Raw genomic sequence first — 16,167 nt, forward strand, 5'->3', positions numbered from 1 at the left:
CAAGCCTGGCTTGCAGAAAAACTCGGAATAAACCTTATTTGTTGCAGCCCTGTGGCACAATGGTCAACATAATACCCTAACCCGACAACGCGAAAAAAAGAACTTTGCCATGAAATTGAATATCCGCGCGCAAACTGCACAAAACCAGCACAATAATTCTCCCATCGTTCTTGTCCACGGTCTGTTTGGCAGCCTCGACAACCTTGGCGTACTGGCTCGCGATCTGGTAAACGATCACAATATCATCCAGGTTGATATGCGTAACCACGGTCTTTCACCGAGAGATCCGGTAATGAATTACCCGGCGATGGCGCAGGATCTTGTTGATACTCTGGATGCACAGCAGATCGACAAAGCAACATTTATCGGTCACTCCATGGGCGGTAAAGCGGTAATGGCACTTACTGCACTAGCCTCCGATCGCATCGATAAACTGGTGGCGATCGATATCGCGCCGGTCGACTATCACGTACGCCGTCATGATGAGATTTTTGCGGCTATCAACGCGGTCAGTGAATCGGACGCACAAACTCGCCAGCAAGCAGCAGCAATAATGCGCCAGCATCTTAATGAAGAAGGGGTGATTCAGTTTCTGCTGAAATCTTTTGTTGACGGGGAGTGGCGCTTTAACGTGCCGGTATTGTGGGATCAGTATCCGCATATTGTAGGTTGGGAGAAAATCCCGGCATGGGATCACCCTGCCCTGTTTATCCCTGGCGGCAATTCTCCGTATGTTAGCGAGCAGTACCGTGATGATTTACTGGCTCAATTTCCACAGGCACGGGCGCATGTGATTGCAGGCGCGGGTCACTGGGTCCATGCTGAAAAACCGGATGCGGTATTACGCGCTATCCGTCGCTATCTCAATGATTAACGCAACTGATTAAAAACCCAGCGTCCGCGTCGCTTTCCGCGCGTGGGCGTTGGCGTGACTCATCGCGCTGATGTATTATGGCGCGCTATCCATCCGGGCAGAGGCCTGGCTGATTGTTTCCCCCGAAGTCACCAAGATCATGGCCAAAGAACAAACGGACCGTACGACATTAGATCTGTTCGCGCACGAGCGTCGACCGGGACGACCGAAAACTAATCCGCTTTCGCGCGATGAACAGCTGCGTATTAATAAACGCAACCAGCTAAAACGCGACAAAGTACGTGGCCTTAAGCGTGTCGAACTGAAGCTGAACGCGGAAGCTGTCGAGGCGCTGAACGAGCTGGCGGAGTCGCGCAATATGAGCCGTAGCGAACTGATCGAAGAGATGTTAATGCAGCAACTGGCGGCGCTGCGTAGTCAGGGCATCGTTTAAATTTCCACTTTCATGTAGCACAGTGTGCAGTCCTGCTCGTTTGCTGATTCCGCAAGACTGCCTGTTCTGCTATGATTGCCTTTATCCGTGGGCAATTTTCCACCCCCATTTCAATAAGTTTCAAGAGGTTATTTCACTCATGGCTATCACTGGCATCTTTTTCGGCAGCGACACCGGTAATACCGAAAATATCGCAAAAATGATTCAAAAACAGCTTGGTAAAGACGTTGCCGATGTCCATGACATTGCAAAAAGCAGCAAAGAAGATCTGGAAGCTTATGACATTCTGCTGCTGGGCATCCCAACCTGGTATTACGGCGAAGCGCAGTGTGACTGGGATGACTTCTTCCCGACTCTCGAAGAGATTGATTTCAACGGCAAACTGGTTGCGCTGTTTGGTTGTGGTGACCAGGAAGATTACGCCGAATATTTCTGCGACGCATTGGGCACCATCCGCGACATCATTGAACCGCGCGGTGCAACCATCGTTGGTCACTGGCCAACTGCGGGCTATCATTTCGAAGCATCAAAAGGTCTGGCAGATGACGACCACTTTGTCGGTCTGGCTATCGACGAAGACCGTCAGCCGGAACTGACCGCTGAACGTGTAGAAAAATGGGTTAAACAGATTTCTGAAGAGTTGCATCTCGACGAAATTCTCAATGCCTGATGTGATGCGGCGTAGACTCATGTCTACGCCGTATTAATAGATAATGCCAATCAAAATAATTGCTACAAATTTGTAACTTTTGCTGTTGTACCTGTACAATGTCCCGGTGTTCAAGTGGCCTTGCCGTTGTAAATGTAAGCTGTGCCACGTTTTTATTAACAATATTTGCCAGGGACTTGTGGTTTTCATTTAGGCGTGGCAATTCTATAATGATACGCATTATCTCAAGAGCAAATTCTGTCACTTCTTCTAATGAAGTGAACCGCTTAGTAACAGGACAGATTCCGCATGACTGATAACAATACCGCCCTAAAGAAAGCTGGCCTGAAAGTAACGCTTCCTCGTTTAAAAATCCTGGAAGTTCTTCAGGAGCCGGACAACCATCACGTCAGTGCGGAAGATTTATACAAACGTCTGATCGATATGGGTGAAGAAATTGGTCTGGCTACGGTATATCGCGTACTGAACCAGTTTGACGACGCTGGTATCGTCACCCGCCACAATTTTGAAGGCGGTAAATCCGTATTTGAACTGACACAGCAACATCACCACGATCACCTGATCTGCCTCGACTGCGGCAAGGTTATCGAATTTAGTGATGATTCCATCGAAGCGCGTCAGCGTGAAATTGCCGCAAAACATGGCATTCGCCTGACTAACCACAGTCTCTATCTTTACGGTCACTGTGCCGAAGGCGATTGCCGCGAAGATGAACATGCGCACGAAGGCAAATAAGCCAGCCTGAACGAGAAAAGCCAACCTGCGGGTTGGCTTTTTTATGCAAGGGAAATAAGAAAAGCGAGAGTTACAGCTCTCACTTATTTGTTATTACTGCGTATTTCCTGCCAGACTTTATCACAATCGGCTTTCACCGCCTGATCATTTCCGGTTTGCGTTGCACGCAGACACTGCTGATAATCCAGTACGCGTACACTTTCCTGGTCGGCAAACTGCTGATGTTGTTTCTCTTTCTTCAGCACGTTTAACACGCTCTGGCAGGCTTCAATTTTTTCTGGCGAACCTTGTGCGGTGTTGATACAGGCGCTGTATGCCTCTTTCAGACGACTGTCTTCCTGTGGCGCGGTTGATTGCGCACAAGCTACCAGCCCCGATGCCATTATGGCGATGAGAATCAGTTTTTTCATAGCAAATTCCTCAAACGTGCGGCAGGCACAAAACCTGCCGCGTCGGGCATCAGAAGATGGTGAATGGTGCGATTACCATAAATTTCACGTCACGCTCATCCTGGAAGATGTTGCCGTAACCACCGCCCCAGCTTGGGATGTCGGAGTGGTTGTCGTATTCGGTGAAATGCAGTTTGAACATCGTGCCTTTGGCGCGACCGTCCTGAATGGTATAGACCGCATCCAGGCTGTAGGCAGACTCTTCAATAGTCCGGTTTTTGTCGTAGTACGCATCCGGATTGCTCTGCCAGGTCGCAGGTTTAGCATCCCATGCGTAAACGTAGGAAGCGCCGATGGCGAAGCCTGGAAGATTCCAGTTTTTCAGGTCATACATCGCACCGAAGAAGACCGCTTTTTCGCCGTTGGCGTTGAAGTCAGAACGGTTATCCCACCAGATATCCAGGCGACCGTTTGAGGAAGCGTAGGTTGGAGTCATACGTTGCAGGAAGTATCCCTGCTGACCGTCAGCCTTAACCCAGGTGCCTTCGAGGCGCAAATCCACTACGTCAGCCGCCCGGTAACCAAAGGTCAACGCTTGCAGCCAGGCGGTGCCGTCATAAAGGTCGTTGACGCTGCGATCGTCAACTTTATCTCGGGTACCGTAGAACTGGTAGCTGGTGGTTAACGGGCTACCGGCGATATCAAATTTGTAGCTGGCTTTGGCAAAATATTGATCGATATACCCTTCCGCCTGACCAAATGCCGCTTCCAGTACGAAGTTATTTTTGAAGTCGTATTTCGCCCCAAAGGAGTGCAGATAATCAACTTTGGTGGTTTTATCGTTCTGATAAAACTCATCCATTTCCAGATGCCACGGCGCTTTGTATTCGTTGGTCCACATGTAGGAGAAACTCAACGCACCAGCATCGCCGTAATCAAAATTCGCCCCGGCTTCCGCCCCCTGATAAGTACCTGGCATAAAGCTCCAGTGCGGCGCTAACAGCGTTTGACCAGTTGGCTGAATGTAACCTGCCCTCGCCCAAACCGGACCGTATTTAAATTTGGCCGCAGCTTTATACAGGCTTATACCGCTTTTGTCGCCGGACCAGTCTTCGTCATAGGCTTTATTACTTTTTGAAAACGCGATTTCGTTCGGGTGGGAGCTGTCGCCGTTTTCCGCCATTTCAATCGCCGTAAACGCAGCAATATCAAGGCCGAACATATCAGCAGCATAACCGGACTGAAAATCGAGGTTGGCATTCCAGGTGGAGTGAGAAAGGTTGGTTTTGTATTTGTCGCCGTCGGTAACATCTTTACGGTCGCGTTCACGCTGCCAGTAATAGATACCGCCGGTTAAGGTTGAATCGTCGATGAATCCTTCGGCGCGAGCCTCCGGCATTGCCATAAAGCCCGACATTGCTGTAACACCGGCGATAGCCAGCGCCAGCGTACTACGTTTGCCACTAAACGTACGCATGGGTTAATCCTCTTTGACGTATAAATTGCTGCACCAAAGGTGAACAGCGAAAAAATAAAAATTAAAAAAGTAGCGTTGAGAAAAGTCTCGCTGACTACAGGAACAGACTATTTTTCGCGACGCGAATTATCAATCTCTTTCTGTAACCAGAATGTAAGAACATGAGCAACCGCACATATTTTGATGATTTTTGTTACAAGGCTTAAGTTTGCGGTTGAAAGGCTTGCAGAAGAATAAAAGCGTGAAATTCCAGCAAGATGAAAGCGGTTACATTTTATTTAATTATGTTTTGTTATTTTAAATTTATTTTATGGATAAATTGCGAAGCGGAATTAATTCGCGAAGAAAAGCAGAAAAAACGCCGCTGAACGCGGCGTTTTGGATTGTTTGCTGTTTCTTGCCGGATGCGGCGTGAACGCCTTATCCGGCCTACAAAAGCACGCAAACTCAATATATTGCAGAGATCATGTAGGCCTGATAAGCGTAGCGCATCAGGCAATTTAGCGTTTGAAACTGTTTGTCTGTTCCTTGCCGGATGCGACGTAAACGCCCCATCCGGCATAGCGAAACTTAAAATTACTCGCCTACTTTCGCCCAGGTATCACGCAGCCCAACGGTGCGGTTAAATACCGGTTTTTCCGCCGTAGAATGGCGGCTATCGAGGCAGAAGTAACCTTCACGCTCAAACTGGAATGCTTTACCCGCAACCGCATCTTTCAGCGACGGTTCAGCAAAGCCCTGTTTGATCACCAGCGATTCCGGGTTAATCACCGACAGGAAATCATCCGCAGCACCTGGGTTAGGCACGCTGAACAGACGGTCATACAAACGGATTTCAACCGGCAGCGCATGTGCCGCGCTCACCCAGTGAATAACACCTTTGACTTTACGACCATCTGCCGGATCTTTGCTTAAGGTATCGGCGTCATAAGTACAGAAGATGGTGGTGATATTACCTTCGGCATCTTTCTCGACGCGTTCTGCCTTAATCACATAAGCATTACGCAGACGCACTTCTTTACCCAGCACCAGACGTTTGTACTGCTTGTTAGCTTCTTCGCGGAAATCGGCGCGATCAATCCAAATCTCACCGCTAAACGGCACCTGACGGCTGCCCATTTCCGGTTTGTTCGGATGGTTCGGCATGGTAACCATTTCGCCTTCGCCCTGATAGTTTTCGATAACCAGTTTCACCGGATCGATAACCGCCATTGCGCGCGGCGCATTTTCGTTGAGATCTTCACGGATGCAGGATTCCAGCGACGCCATCTCAATGGTGTTGTCCTGCTTGGTCACGCCGATGCGTTTGCAGAACTCACGAATAGAAGCCGCAGTGTAACCACGACGACGCAGACCGGAAATGGTCGGCATACGCGGGTCATCCCAGCCTTCAACGTGCTTGTCGGTCACCAGCAGGTTCAACTTACGCTTGGACATCACGGTGTATTCCAGATTCAGGCGCGAGAACTCATACTGGCGCGGGTGAACAGGAATCGTGATGTTGTCCAGTACCCAGTCGTACAGACGACGGTTGTCCTGGAACTCAAGCGTACACAGAGAGTGCGTAATACCTTCCAGGGCATCGCTGATGCAGTGGGTGAAGTCGTACATCGGGTAGATGCACCACTTGTTGCCAGTCTGGTGGTGTTCAGCAAATTTAATACGGTACAGCACCGGATCGCGCATCACGATAAACGGTGAAGCCATGTCGATTTTCGCACGCAGGCAGGCTTTACCTTCTTCAAAACCACCGGCACGCATTTTTTCGAACAGCGCCAGGTTCTCTTCAACGCTGCGGTCGCGGTACGGGCTGTTTTTACCCGGTTGCGTCAGGGTGCCGCGGTATTCGCGGATCTGTTCCGGCGTCAGTTCATCAACGTACGCCAGGCCTTTATTGATCAGTTCGATCGCATAGGCGTGGAGCTGATCAAAATAATCGGAGGAGTAACGGACGTTACCAGACCAGTGAAAACCTAACCACTCTACGTCGTTTTTGATCGACTCAACATACTCGATATCTTCTTTTACCGGGTTAGTGTCGTCGAAACGCAGGTTGCACTGGCCTTTATAGTCCTGGGCGATCCCGAAGTTCAGGCAGATAGATTTCGCATGGCCAATATGCAGATAGCCATTCGGCTCCGGCGGGAAACGGGTGTGTACTGTGGTGTGCTTACCACTGGCCAGATCTTCATCGATGATCTGACGGATAAAGTTAGTCGGGCGGGCTTCTGCCTCACTCATCGTGGATTCCTCAAAGCGTAAACAACGTATAACGGCGTATGATCTTATAAGCGGGACAGGCTGACAACTGTTAGTTTTTTAAAATTGATAATCTAACAAGGATTATGGGGATGATTGATGAAAAAAAAAGCGGCAGAGAAGATCTCCACCGCTTGTCATTGTTGGATGCGACGCTCAAGCGTCGCATCAGGCATAAAGCAGATTACTTTTTGATTTCATACAGCGGTGTTTGACCCGCCACAATATGGCCCTGAGCTTTAATGATCAAGCCACTGAAATCGTCGATATTGCTGCAAACCACCGGGCTAATCATCGAGCGGGCGTTAGCGTTCAGGTAATCCAGATCCATTTCCAGAATCGGTTGCCCTGCGCTTACCTGCGCACCCTCTTCCACCAGACGTTTAAAGCCTTTACCTTCCAGCGCTACGGTGTCGATACCCATATGGACGACGATCTCCGCGCCTTTTTCGGTTTCCAGGCAGAACGCGTGGTTGGTGTTGAAGATTTTCACGATTGTCCCTGCGGCTGGTGATACGACGATTTTATCTGTCGGTTTCACCGCCACACCGTCACCCACCGCTTTGCTGGCGAATGCTTCGTCAGGAACCTGATCCAGTGCCACGACATCACCGGTAATCGGCGATACCAGCTCCGCGATAGATACCGCGTTTGGTACAGCCTGCGGTTTTGCTACAGGCGCGGCAGTTGCCGGAGTTGCTTCAGCTGACGCAGCGGCTACCGGACCACGGGCAACGACTTTCTTCATCGCATCGCCGATGGATTCTGCTTTCGCGCCAACAATCACCTGAATAGTCTGTTTGTTCAGTTTCACTACCCCAGAAGCACCCAGACGTTTACACATCGTATCGTTAACGCGGGCAGAGTCAGCCACTGTAAGGCGCAGACGGGTGATACAGGCGTCAATCGCTTTCAGGTTGTCAGTGCCGCCAACCGCAGCAATATAGTTGGTTGCCAGTTGAGTCAGACCTTCTTCAGTGTTGCTGTTGGCTTCTTCAGTAACGATCTCGTCTTCTTTATCTTCACGACCCGGCGTTTTCAGGTTGAACATGCGGATAACCAAACTGAACACCACGAAGTAGATAGCGAAGAAGATAACGCCCATCACCAGCAGCATCCAGACGTTCTGGCTGGCGGCCGGCAGGTTATACATCAACGCGTAGTCGATAGCCCCCGCAGAGAAAGAGAAGCCCGCGTGGATACCCAGCAGCGTTGCCACAAACAGGCTGATACCGGTCAGCAGTGCGTGCAGGAGGTACAGCAGCGGAGCAAGGAACATGAACAGGAATTCCAGCGGCTCAGTCACACCGGTCAGGAACGCAGTAACAGCAACAGAAAGCAGCATACCGCCAACCATCGGACGACGCTCTTTCGGTGCTGCGAAGTACATCGCCAGCGCCGCACCCGGCAGACCGAACATCATGATCGGGAAGAAGCCGGACATGAACATCCCCGCGGTGCCGTCACCGGCATAGAAGCGGTTAATGTCACCGTGGAAAACCGTACCCGCCGCGTTGGTGAATTCACCAATCTGGAACCAGGCGATGGTGTTCAGTACCTGATGCAGACCGGTTGGGATCAGCAGACGGTTGATGAAACCAAAGATACCGGAACCCAGCGCGCCCGCAGAAACGATCCACTCGCCGCCTGCATGGATAGCGTGCTGTACCGGCGGCCAGACGTAACCAAAAATGGCCGCCAGCACCAGGCAGAAGAATCCGGTGGCAATCGGCACAAAGCGTTTGCCGCCGAAGAAGCTCAGGAAGTCCGGCAGTTTAATATCGGACCAACGGTTATAGGCTGCGCCACCAACCAGACCGGTAATGATACCCGCCAGTACACCCATGTTAATTTCTGGGTTGATGGTCACCATCGCTTTGGTTAACACAAAGTAACCTACCGCACCCGCCAGCGCCGCCGCACCAGCGCTGTCTTTCGACCAGCTGGATGCCACACCGATGGCGAAGATTAATGCGAGGTTATCAAAAATCGCACCGCCCGCCTGGGCAATAAACGCAACGTTAAGTAAATCTGGCTGACCGAATCGCAGCAACAGTGCCGCCACCGGCAGCACCGCGATAGGGAGCTGTAACGCCCTACCGAGTCGCTGGAAAAAACCTAAAATATTCATCTTATTCCCCCTACGAGAACCCTATTTGGCTCGTTTCAAGCCGTATTTTTATTTTGCTGCAAATTGTACTGCCGATGTTCTGTAATCAGATTGTTAGATCATCTGCTACAGAGTGTGTGAAAATTTAATTCGTATCGCAAATTAAACGCGTGTCTTTTGTGAGTTTTGTCACCAAATATCGTTATTATCACTCCCTTTTACTGGCTAAACCAGAAAACTTATTTTATCATTCAAAAAATCAGGTCGGATTGACGCCTGTCTGCGCAAATCCAGGTTACGCTTAAAGATGCCTAATCCGCCAACGGCTTACATTTTACTTATTGAGGTGAATAATGAGACTGATCCCCCTGACTACCGCTGAACAGGTCGGCAAATGGGCTGCTCGCCATATCGTCAATCGTATCAATGCGTTCAAACCGACTGCCGATCGTCCGTTTGTACTGGGCCTGCCGACTGGCGGCACGCCGATGACCACCTATAAAGCGTTAGTCGAAATGCATAAAGCAGGCCAGGTCAGCTTTAAGCACGTTGTCACCTTCAACATGGACGAATATGTCGGTCTGCCGAAAGAGCATCCGGAAAGCTACTACAGCTTTATGCACCGTAATTTCTTCGATCACGTTGATATTCCAGCAGAAAACATCAACCTTCTCAACGGCAACGCCCCGGATATCGACGCCGAGTGCCGCCAGTATGAAGAAAAAATCCGTTCTTACGGAAAAATTCATCTGTTTATGGGCGGTGTAGGTAACGACGGTCATATTGCATTTAACGAACCGGCGTCTTCTCTGGCTTCTCGTACTCGTATCAAAACCCTGACTCATGACACTCGCGTCGCAAACTCTCGTTTCTTTGATAACGATGTTAATCAGGTGCCAAAATATGCCCTGACTGTCGGTGTTGGTACACTGCTGGATGCCGAAGAAGTGATGATTCTGGTGCTGGGTAGCCAGAAAGCACTGGCGCTGCAGGCCGCCGTTGAAGGTTGCGTGAACCATATGTGGACCATCAGCTGTCTGCAACTGCATCCGAAAGCGATCATGGTGTGCGATGAACCTTCCACCATGGAGCTGAAAGTTAAGACTTTAAGATATTTCAATGAATTAGAAGCAGAAAATATCAAAGGTCTGTAATTGTTATCCCTGCCCTGGCTCCTTGCTCAGGGCAATATTTTTTAAAATCGGGGGTCAGAATGTATGCATTAACCCAGGGCCGGATCTTTACCGGCCACGAATTTCTTGATGACCACGCGGTTGTTATCGCTGATGGCCTGATTAAAAGCGTCTGTCCGGTAGCGGAACTGCCGCCAGAGATCGAACAACGTTCACTGAACGGGGCCATTCTCTCCCCCGGTTTTATCGATGTGCAGTTAAACGGCTGCGGCGGCGTACAGTTTAACGACACCGCTGAAGCGGTCAGCGTGGAAACGCTGGAAATCATGCAGAAAGCCAATGAGAAATCAGGCTGTACTAACTATCTGCCGACGCTTATCACCACCAGCGATGAGCTGATGAAACAGGGCGTGCGCGTTATGCGCGAGTACCTGGCAAAACATCCGAATCAGGCGTTAGGTCTGCATCTGGAAGGTCCGTGGCTGAATCTGGTAAAAAAAGGCACCCATAATCCGAATTTTGTGCGTAAGCCTGATGCCGCGCTGGTCGATTTCCTGTGTGAAAACGCCGACGTCATTACCAAAGTGACCCTGGCACCGGAAATGGTTCCTGCGGAAGTCATCAGCAAACTGGCAAATGCCGGGATTGTGGTTTCTGCCGGTCACTCCAACGCGACGTTGAAAGAAGCAAAAGCCGGTTTCCGCGCGGGGATTACCTTTGCCACCCATCTGTACAACGCGATGCCGTATATTACCGGTCGTGAACCTGGCCTGGCGGGCGCGATCCTCGACGAAGCTGACATTTATTGCGGTATTATTGCTGATGGCCTGCATGTTGATTACGCCAACATTCGCAACGCTAAACGTCTGAAAGGCGACAAACTGTGTCTGGTTACTGACGCCACCGCGCCAGCAGGTGCCAACATTGAACAGTTCATTTTTGCGGGTAAAACAATATACTACCGTAACGGACTTTGTGTGGATGAGAACGGTACGTTAAGCGGTTCATCCTTAACCATGATTGAAGGCGTGCGTAATCTGGTCGAACATTGCGGTATCGCACTGGATGAAGTGCTACGTATGGCGACGCTCTATCCGGCGCGTGCGATTGGCGTTGAGAAACGTCTCGGCACACTCGCCGCAGGTAAAGTAGCCAACCTGACTGCATTCACACCTGATTTTAAAATCACCAAGACCATCGTTAACGGTAACGAGGTCGTAACTCAATAAGAGAAAGTATGACACCAGGCGGACAAGCTCAGATAGGTAATGTTGATCTCGTAAAACAGCTTAACAGCGCGGCGGTTTATCGCCTGATTGACCAGTACGGGCCAATCTCGCGGATTCAGATTGCCGAGCAAAGCCAGCTTGCCCCCGCCAGCGTAACCAAAATTACGCGTCAGCTTATCGAACGCGGGCTGATCAAAGAAGTTGATCAGCAGGCCTCCACCGGGGGCCGCCGCGCTATCTCCATCGTCACCGAAACCCGCAATTTCCACGCAATCGGCGTACGGCTTGGTCGTCATGACGCCACCATCACTCTGTTTGATCTCAGCAGCAAAGTGCTGGCAGAAGAACATTACCCGCTGCCGGAACGTACCCAGCAAACGCTGGAACATGCCCTGTTGAATGCCATTGCTCAGTTTATTGATAGCTACCAGCGCAAACTGCGCGAGCTGATCGCGATTTCGGTGATCCTGCCAGGGCTTGTTGACCCGGACAGCGGCAAAATTCATTACATGCCGCATATTCAGGTAGAAAACTGGGGGCTGGTAGAAGCTCTGGAAGAACGTTTTAAAGTGACCTGTTTCGTTGGTCACGATATCCGTAGTCTGGCGCTGGCGGAGCACTACTTCGGTGCAAGTCAGGATTGCGAAGACTCCATTCTGGTGCGTGTCCATCGCGGAACCGGGGCCGGGATTATCTCTAACGGGCGCATTTTTATTGGCCGCAACGGCAACGTCGGTGAAATTGGCCATATTCAGGTCGAACCGCTGGGTGAACGCTGCCACTGCGGCAACTTTGGCTGCCTGGAAACTATCGCTGCCAACGCTGCCATTGAACAACGGGTGTTGAATCTGTTAAAGCAGGGCTACCAGAGCCGCGTGCCGCTGGACGACTGCACCATCAAAACTATCTGCAAAGCCGCGAACAAAGGCGATAGTCTGGCGTCGGAAGTAATTGAGTATGTCGGTCGTCATCTGGGTAAAACCATCGCCATTGCTATCAACTTATTTAATCCGCAAAAAATTGTTATTGCCGGTGAAATCACCGAAGCCGATAAAGTGCTGCTCCCTGCTATTGAAAGCTGCATTAATACCCAGGCGCTGAAGGCGTTTCGCACTAATCTGCCGGTGGTACGTTCTGAGCTGGATCACCGCTCGGCAATCGGCGCTTTTGCGCTGGTAAAACGCGCCATGCTCAACGGTATTTTGCTCCAGCATTTGCTGGAAAATTAATGTGCTTTTATAGTGGCGCTTATTGTTGTCAATATTCTGGGTAGTCCATGACCATTAAAAATGTAATTTGCGATATCGACGGCGTGCTGATGCACGATAACGTCGCCGTACCGGGTGCAGCGGAATTTTTGCACGGGATTATGGATAAAGGCCTGCCGCTGGTGTTGCTGACCAACTATCCTTCGCAGACTGGGCAAGATCTGGCGAACCGCTTTGCCACCGCAGGTGTCGATGTACCTGACAGCGTGTTTTATACCTCTGCGATGGCGACTGCCGATTTCCTGCGTCGCCAGGAAGGCAAGAAAGCGTATGTGGTGGGCGAAGGCGCACTGATTCATGAACTGTACAAAGCCGGTTTCACTATTACCGATGTGAACCCTGATTTCGTGATTGTTGGCGAAACGCGTTCCTACAACTGGGACATGATGCATAAAGCAGCCTATTTCGTCGCTAACGGTGCACGTTTTATCGCCACCAATCCGGACACCCACGGGCGCGGTTTTTATCCCGCTTGTGGCGCGTTGTGTGCAGGGATTGAGAAAATCTCCGGGCGCAAACCGTTCTATGTTGGTAAGCCCAGCCCGTGGATCATCCGCGCAGCATTAAACAAAATGCAGGCGCATTCGGAAGAAACGGTGATTGTCGGCGATAACCTGCGTACCGATATTCTGGCCGGCTTCCAGGCAGGTCTGGAGACGATTCTGGTGCTTTCTGGTGTTTCGTCGCTCGACGATATCGACAGTATGCCTTTCCGCCCCAGCTGGATTTACCCGTCAGTCGCTGAAATCGACGTTATCTGAATAGCAACCACGTCTGCGGACGTGGTTGGCTCTGATGACAAACGCCAAACTGCCTGATGCGCTACGCTTATCAGGCCTACGCAGCTCCTGCAATATATTGAATTTTCATGCTTTTGTAGGCCGGATAAGGCGTTCACGCCGCATCCGGCATGAACAAATCGCACTTTGTCAGCAATTTGGCCCCCGTAAAATATAAACATTCAATAAAACCCGCTAAAAATTATCGATTCATCAATAAATATATCCTCACACCAGACCTTTTTTCACCAATCGACAATCACCATTACGTTTTTTATTTTTTCACCGCCAAATCGCTTGCGCACAGTGCTGCTTTGCGGCATTTTTTTAAACAAGCAAACACAACAAGCAACAAATACCAGGTTAACGGAGAAGGTTATGTGTTCAATTTTTGGCGTATTCGATATCAAAACAGACGCAGTTGAGCTGCGTAAGAAAGCCCTCGAGCTGTCACGCCTGATGCGTCATCGTGGCCCGGACTGGTCCGGTATTTATGCCAGCGATAACGCCATTCTCGCCCACGAACGTCTGTCAATTGTTGACGTTAACGCGGGGGCGCAACCTCTCTACAACCAACAAAAAACCCACGTACTGGCGGTAAACGGTGAAATCTACAACCACCAGGCATTGCGCGCCGAATATGGCGATCGTTACCAGTTCCAGACCGGGTCTGACTGTGAAGTGATCCTCGCGCTGTATCAGGAAAAAGGGCCGGAATTTCTCGACGACTTGCAGGGCATGTTTGCCTTTGCACTGTACGACAGCGAAAAAGATGCCTACCTGATTGGTCGCGACCATCTGGGGATCATCCCACTGTATATGGGGTATGACGAACACGGTCAGCTGTATGTGGCCTCAGAAATGAAAGCGCTGGTGCCAGTTTGCCGCACGATTAAAGAGTTCCCGGCGGGGAGCTATTTGTGGAGCCAGGACGGCGAAATCCGTTCTTACTATCATCGCGACTGGTTCGACTACGATGCGGTGAAAGATAACGTGACCGACAAAAACGAGCTGCGTCAGGCACTGGAAGATTCAGTTAAAAGCCATCTGATGTCTGATGTGCCTTACGGTGTGCTGCTTTCTGGTGGTCTGGATTCCTCAATTATTTCCGCTATCACCAAGAAATACGCAGCCCGTCGCGTGGAAGATCAGGAACGCTCTGAAGCCTGGTGGCCGCAGTTACACTCCTTTGCTGTAGGTCTGCCGGGTTCACCGGATCTGAAAGCAGCCCAGGAAGTGGCAAACCATCTGGGCACGGTGCATCACGAAATTCACTTCACTGTACAGGAAGGTCTGGATGCCATCCGCGACGTGATTTACCACATCGAAACTTATGATGTGACCACTATTCGCGCTTCAACACCGATGTATTTAATGTCGCGTAAGATCAAGGCGATGGGCATTAAAATGGTGCTGTCCGGTGAAGGTTCTGATGAAGTGTTCGGCGGTTATCTTTACTTCCACAAAGCACCGAATGCCAAAGAACTGCATGAAGAGACGGTGCGTAAACTGCTGGCCCTGCATATGTATGACTGCGCGCGTGCCAACAAAGCGATGTCAGCCTGGGGCGTGGAAGCACGCGTTCCGTTCCTCGACAAAAAATTCCTTGATGTGGCGATGCGTATTAACCCACAGGATAAAATGTGCGGTAACGGCAAAATGGAAAAACACATCCTGCGTGAATGTTTTGAAGCGTATCTGCCTGCAAGCGTGGCCTGGCGGCAGAAAGAGCAGTTCTCCGATGGCGTCGGTTACAGTTGGATCGACACCCTGAAAGAAGTGGCTGCGCAGCAGGTTTCTGATCAGCAACTGGAAACTGCCCGCTTCCGCTTCCCGTACAACACGCCAACCTCTAAAGAAGCGTACTTGTATCGGGAGATCTTTGAAGAACTATTCCCGCTTCCGAGCGCCGCTGAGTGCGTGCCGGGCGGTCCTTCCGTCGCTTGTTCTTCCGCTAAAGCGATCGAATGGGATGAAGCGTTCAAGAAAATGGACGATCCGTCTGGTCGCGCGGTTGGTGTTCACCAGTCGGCGTATAAGTAAGAAATGCGAAACAGCCCCGGTGAAATCCGGGGCTGTTTCAGTTATTGAGGTGCTTGTTGATTCTGATATGCAGTAAGGAAATGTTCCGGGTTTGCCACATCACTGTTTGACAACTCATCACTGTAGGCCAGTATTTCATAGATTAATTTCCCACCACTATTGTTAAATTCCGAATTTCATCCTGTATGACAAAAGAATGGCTGTAGGGTGGGAAAAAACACAAAGTAAACAATAATTGACGAATATAGCGCCACGCTGTTCGCAACCTAACCAAACAGTCACTTTCGAGCAATTTTCCTTGAAAAAGAGGTTGACGCTGCAAGGCTCTATACGCATAATGCGCCCCGCAACGCCGATAAGGTATCGCGAAAAAAAAGATGGCTACGTAGCTCAGTTGGTTAGAGCACATCACTCATAATGATGGGGTCACAGGTTCGAATCCCGTCGTAGCCACCATCTTTTTTTGCGGGAGTGGCGAAATTGGTAGACGCACCAGATTTAGGTTCTGGCGCCGCAAGGTGTGCGAGTTCAAGTCTCGCCTCCCGCACCATTCACCAGAAAGCGTTGTACGGATGGGGTATCGCCAAGCGGTAAGGCACCGGTTTTTGATACCGGCATTCCCTGGTTCGAATCCAGGTACCCCAGCCATCTTCTTCGAGTAAGCGGTTCACCGCCCGGTTATTGGGGTATCGCCAAGCGGTAAGGCACCGGTTTTTGATACCGGCATTCCCTGGTTCGAATCCAGGTACCCCAGCCATCGAAGAAACA

Annotated in this window: 14 protein-coding genes, 4 tRNA genes and 1 pseudogene; 14 read left to right on the forward strand and 5 right to left on the reverse strand. The window is 50.4% G+C overall.

The genetic code is table 11. The features are described 5' to 3' along the window. The first annotated feature begins 109 nt into the window (after positions 1 to 109). From ybfF to fur, 5 genes are all read left to right on the forward strand, one after another. On the forward strand, positions 110 to 874 hold the full coding sequence (ybfF, locus tag KXD89_RS15390; protein WP_000773288.1) for an esterase: 765 nt from the start codon (positions 110 to 112) through the stop codon (positions 872 to 874). A gap of 139 nt (positions 875 to 1,013) precedes the next feature. Further along, on the forward strand, positions 1,014 to 1,307 hold the full coding sequence (ybfE, locus tag KXD89_RS15395; RefSeq protein ID WP_001300829.1) for a LexA regulated protein: 294 nt from the start codon (positions 1,014 to 1,016) through the stop codon (positions 1,305 to 1,307). Between the two features lie 139 nt (positions 1,308 to 1,446). Beyond that, a complete protein-coding gene (gene fldA / locus KXD89_RS15400; protein ID WP_001018618.1) occupies positions 1,447 to 1,977 on the forward strand; it encodes a flavodoxin FldA in 531 nt (176 codons plus the stop codon). A 209-nt stretch (positions 1,978 to 2,186) separates the two neighbouring features. Further along, positions 2,187 to 2,273, forward strand: coding sequence for a fur leader peptide (uof, locus tag KXD89_RS15405; protein WP_001406816.1), 87 nt, complete (start codon positions 2,187 to 2,189; stop codon positions 2,271 to 2,273). Continuing rightward, a complete protein-coding gene (fur, locus tag KXD89_RS15410) occupies positions 2,266 to 2,712 on the forward strand; it encodes a ferric iron uptake transcriptional regulator (protein ID WP_000131702.1) in 447 nt (148 codons plus the stop codon). The genes uof and fur overlap by 8 nt, the downstream gene beginning before the upstream one ends. Positions 2,713 to 2,795: 83 nt before the next feature. On the opposite strand, the gene chiQ is transcribed toward fur, so the two are convergent. The 4 genes from chiQ to nagE all read right to left on the reverse strand — a co-directional run bounded on the left by chiQ (position 2,796) and on the right by nagE (position 8,968). Further along, a complete protein-coding gene (gene chiQ / locus KXD89_RS15415; RefSeq protein WP_000733579.1) occupies positions 2,796 to 3,122 on the reverse strand; it encodes a ChiQ/YbfN family lipoprotein in 327 nt (108 codons plus the stop codon). 49 nt (positions 3,123 to 3,171) lie between these two features. Then, complete coding sequence (chiP, locus tag KXD89_RS15420; RefSeq protein WP_001258819.1) at positions 3,172 to 4,578, reverse strand: chitoporin; 1,407 nt, start codon at positions 4,576 to 4,578, stop codon at positions 3,172 to 3,174. A 576-nt stretch (positions 4,579 to 5,154) separates the two neighbouring features. Continuing rightward, positions 5,155 to 6,819 carry a glutamine--tRNA ligase gene (gene glnS, locus KXD89_RS15425; RefSeq protein ID WP_001287154.1) on the reverse strand — a complete coding sequence of 555 codons (1,665 nt, stop codon included), beginning with the start codon at positions 6,817 to 6,819 and terminating at the stop codon, positions 5,155 to 5,157. Positions 6,820 to 7,021: 202 nt separating this feature from the next. Then, the gene (gene nagE / locus KXD89_RS15430; RefSeq protein ID WP_001023093.1) at positions 7,022 to 8,968 is read right to left on the reverse strand and encodes a PTS N-acetyl glucosamine transporter subunit IIABC; all 1,947 of its coding nucleotides are present in this window, start codon (positions 8,966 to 8,968) and stop codon (positions 7,022 to 7,024) included. Positions 8,969 to 9,300: 332 nt separating this feature from the next. Between nagE and nagB the strand changes: the two genes are divergently transcribed. Genes nagB through nagD form a run of 4 tightly spaced genes read left to right on the forward strand, consistent with a single transcriptional unit; the run spans position 9,301 to position 13,338 of the window. After that, positions 9,301 to 10,101, forward strand: a complete 801-nt coding sequence (nagB, locus tag KXD89_RS15435) for a glucosamine-6-phosphate deaminase (RefSeq protein ID WP_001237072.1) — start codon at positions 9,301 to 9,303, stop codon at positions 10,099 to 10,101. A gap of 59 nt (positions 10,102 to 10,160) precedes the next feature. Further along, a complete protein-coding gene (gene nagA / locus KXD89_RS15440) occupies positions 10,161 to 11,309 on the forward strand; it encodes an N-acetylglucosamine-6-phosphate deacetylase (RefSeq protein WP_000271153.1) in 1,149 nt (382 codons plus the stop codon). An 8-nt stretch (positions 11,310 to 11,317) separates the two neighbouring features. Then, positions 11,318 to 12,538 (forward strand): DNA-binding transcriptional regulator NagC, encoded by a 1,221-nt coding sequence (gene nagC, locus KXD89_RS15445; RefSeq protein ID WP_000187594.1) that lies wholly within the window; start codon positions 11,318 to 11,320, stop codon positions 12,536 to 12,538. 47 nt (positions 12,539 to 12,585) lie between these two features. Continuing rightward, entirely contained in the window at positions 12,586 to 13,338 is a 753-nt protein-coding gene (gene nagD / locus KXD89_RS15450) for a ribonucleotide monophosphatase NagD (RefSeq protein ID WP_000153129.1), read from the forward strand. Positions 13,339 to 13,388: 50 nt separating this feature from the next. Here nagD and KXD89_RS22480 read toward each other — a convergent pair. After that, a pseudogene (locus KXD89_RS22480) lies at positions 13,389 to 13,487 on the reverse strand (hypothetical protein); the annotation flags it as partial. Positions 13,488 to 13,734: 247 nt separating this feature from the next. On the opposite strand from KXD89_RS22480, the gene asnB reads away from it, so the two are divergent. From asnB to KXD89_RS15475, 5 genes are all read left to right on the forward strand, one after another. Further along, on the forward strand, positions 13,735 to 15,399 hold the full coding sequence (gene asnB / locus KXD89_RS15455; RefSeq protein WP_000337077.1) for an asparagine synthase B: 1,665 nt from the start codon (positions 13,735 to 13,737) through the stop codon (positions 15,397 to 15,399). Positions 15,400 to 15,778: 379 nt separating this feature from the next. After that, positions 15,779 to 15,855, forward strand: a tRNA-Met gene (locus tag KXD89_RS15460). Between the two features lie 9 nt (positions 15,856 to 15,864). Then, a tRNA-Leu gene (locus tag KXD89_RS15465) sits at positions 15,865 to 15,949 on the forward strand. Between the two features lie 23 nt (positions 15,950 to 15,972). Next, a tRNA-Gln gene (locus tag KXD89_RS15470) sits at positions 15,973 to 16,047 on the forward strand. Positions 16,048 to 16,081: 34 nt separating this feature from the next. Next, a tRNA-Gln gene (locus KXD89_RS15475) sits at positions 16,082 to 16,156 on the forward strand. Positions 16,157 to 16,167: the final 11 nt, after the last annotated feature.

It is taken from the genome of Escherichia sp. TC-EC600-tetX4 (assembly GCF_019356055.1).
Lineage (GTDB): Bacteria > Pseudomonadota > Gammaproteobacteria > Enterobacterales > Enterobacteriaceae.

What these genes read in the sequence shown, in the direction of transcription:
- nagB (WP_001237072.1), top strand. Translation starts at nt 9,301, where the DNA reads ATGAGACTGATCCCCCTGACTACCGCTGAACAGGTCGGCAAATGGGCT.
- uof (WP_001406816.1), top strand. Translation starts at nt 2,187, where the DNA reads ATGATACGCATTATCTCAAGAGCAAATTCTGTCACTTCTTCTAATGAA.
- nagC (WP_000187594.1), top strand. Translation starts at nt 11,318, where the DNA reads ATGACACCAGGCGGACAAGCTCAGATAGGTAATGTTGATCTCGTAAAA.
- chiQ (WP_000733579.1), bottom strand. Translation starts at nt 3,122, where the DNA reads ATGAAAAAACTGATTCTCATCGCCATAATGGCATCGGGGCTGGTAGCT.
- nagD (WP_000153129.1), top strand. Translation starts at nt 12,586, where the DNA reads ATGACCATTAAAAATGTAATTTGCGATATCGACGGCGTGCTGATGCAC.
- ybfF (WP_000773288.1), top strand. Translation starts at nt 110, where the DNA reads ATGAAATTGAATATCCGCGCGCAAACTGCACAAAACCAGCACAATAAT.
- glnS (WP_001287154.1), bottom strand. Translation starts at nt 6,819, where the DNA reads ATGAGTGAGGCAGAAGCCCGCCCGACTAACTTTATCCGTCAGATCATC.
- nagE (WP_001023093.1), bottom strand. Translation starts at nt 8,968, where the DNA reads ATGAATATTTTAGGTTTTTTCCAGCGACTCGGTAGGGCGTTACAGCTC.
- fldA (WP_001018618.1), top strand. Translation starts at nt 1,447, where the DNA reads ATGGCTATCACTGGCATCTTTTTCGGCAGCGACACCGGTAATACCGAA.
- ybfE (WP_001300829.1), top strand. Translation starts at nt 1,014, where the DNA reads ATGGCCAAAGAACAAACGGACCGTACGACATTAGATCTGTTCGCGCAC.
- chiP (WP_001258819.1), bottom strand. Translation starts at nt 4,578, where the DNA reads ATGCGTACGTTTAGTGGCAAACGTAGTACGCTGGCGCTGGCTATCGCC.
- nagA (WP_000271153.1), top strand. Translation starts at nt 10,161, where the DNA reads ATGTATGCATTAACCCAGGGCCGGATCTTTACCGGCCACGAATTTCTT.
- asnB (WP_000337077.1), top strand. Translation starts at nt 13,735, where the DNA reads ATGTGTTCAATTTTTGGCGTATTCGATATCAAAACAGACGCAGTTGAG.
- fur (WP_000131702.1), top strand. Translation starts at nt 2,266, where the DNA reads ATGACTGATAACAATACCGCCCTAAAGAAAGCTGGCCTGAAAGTAACG.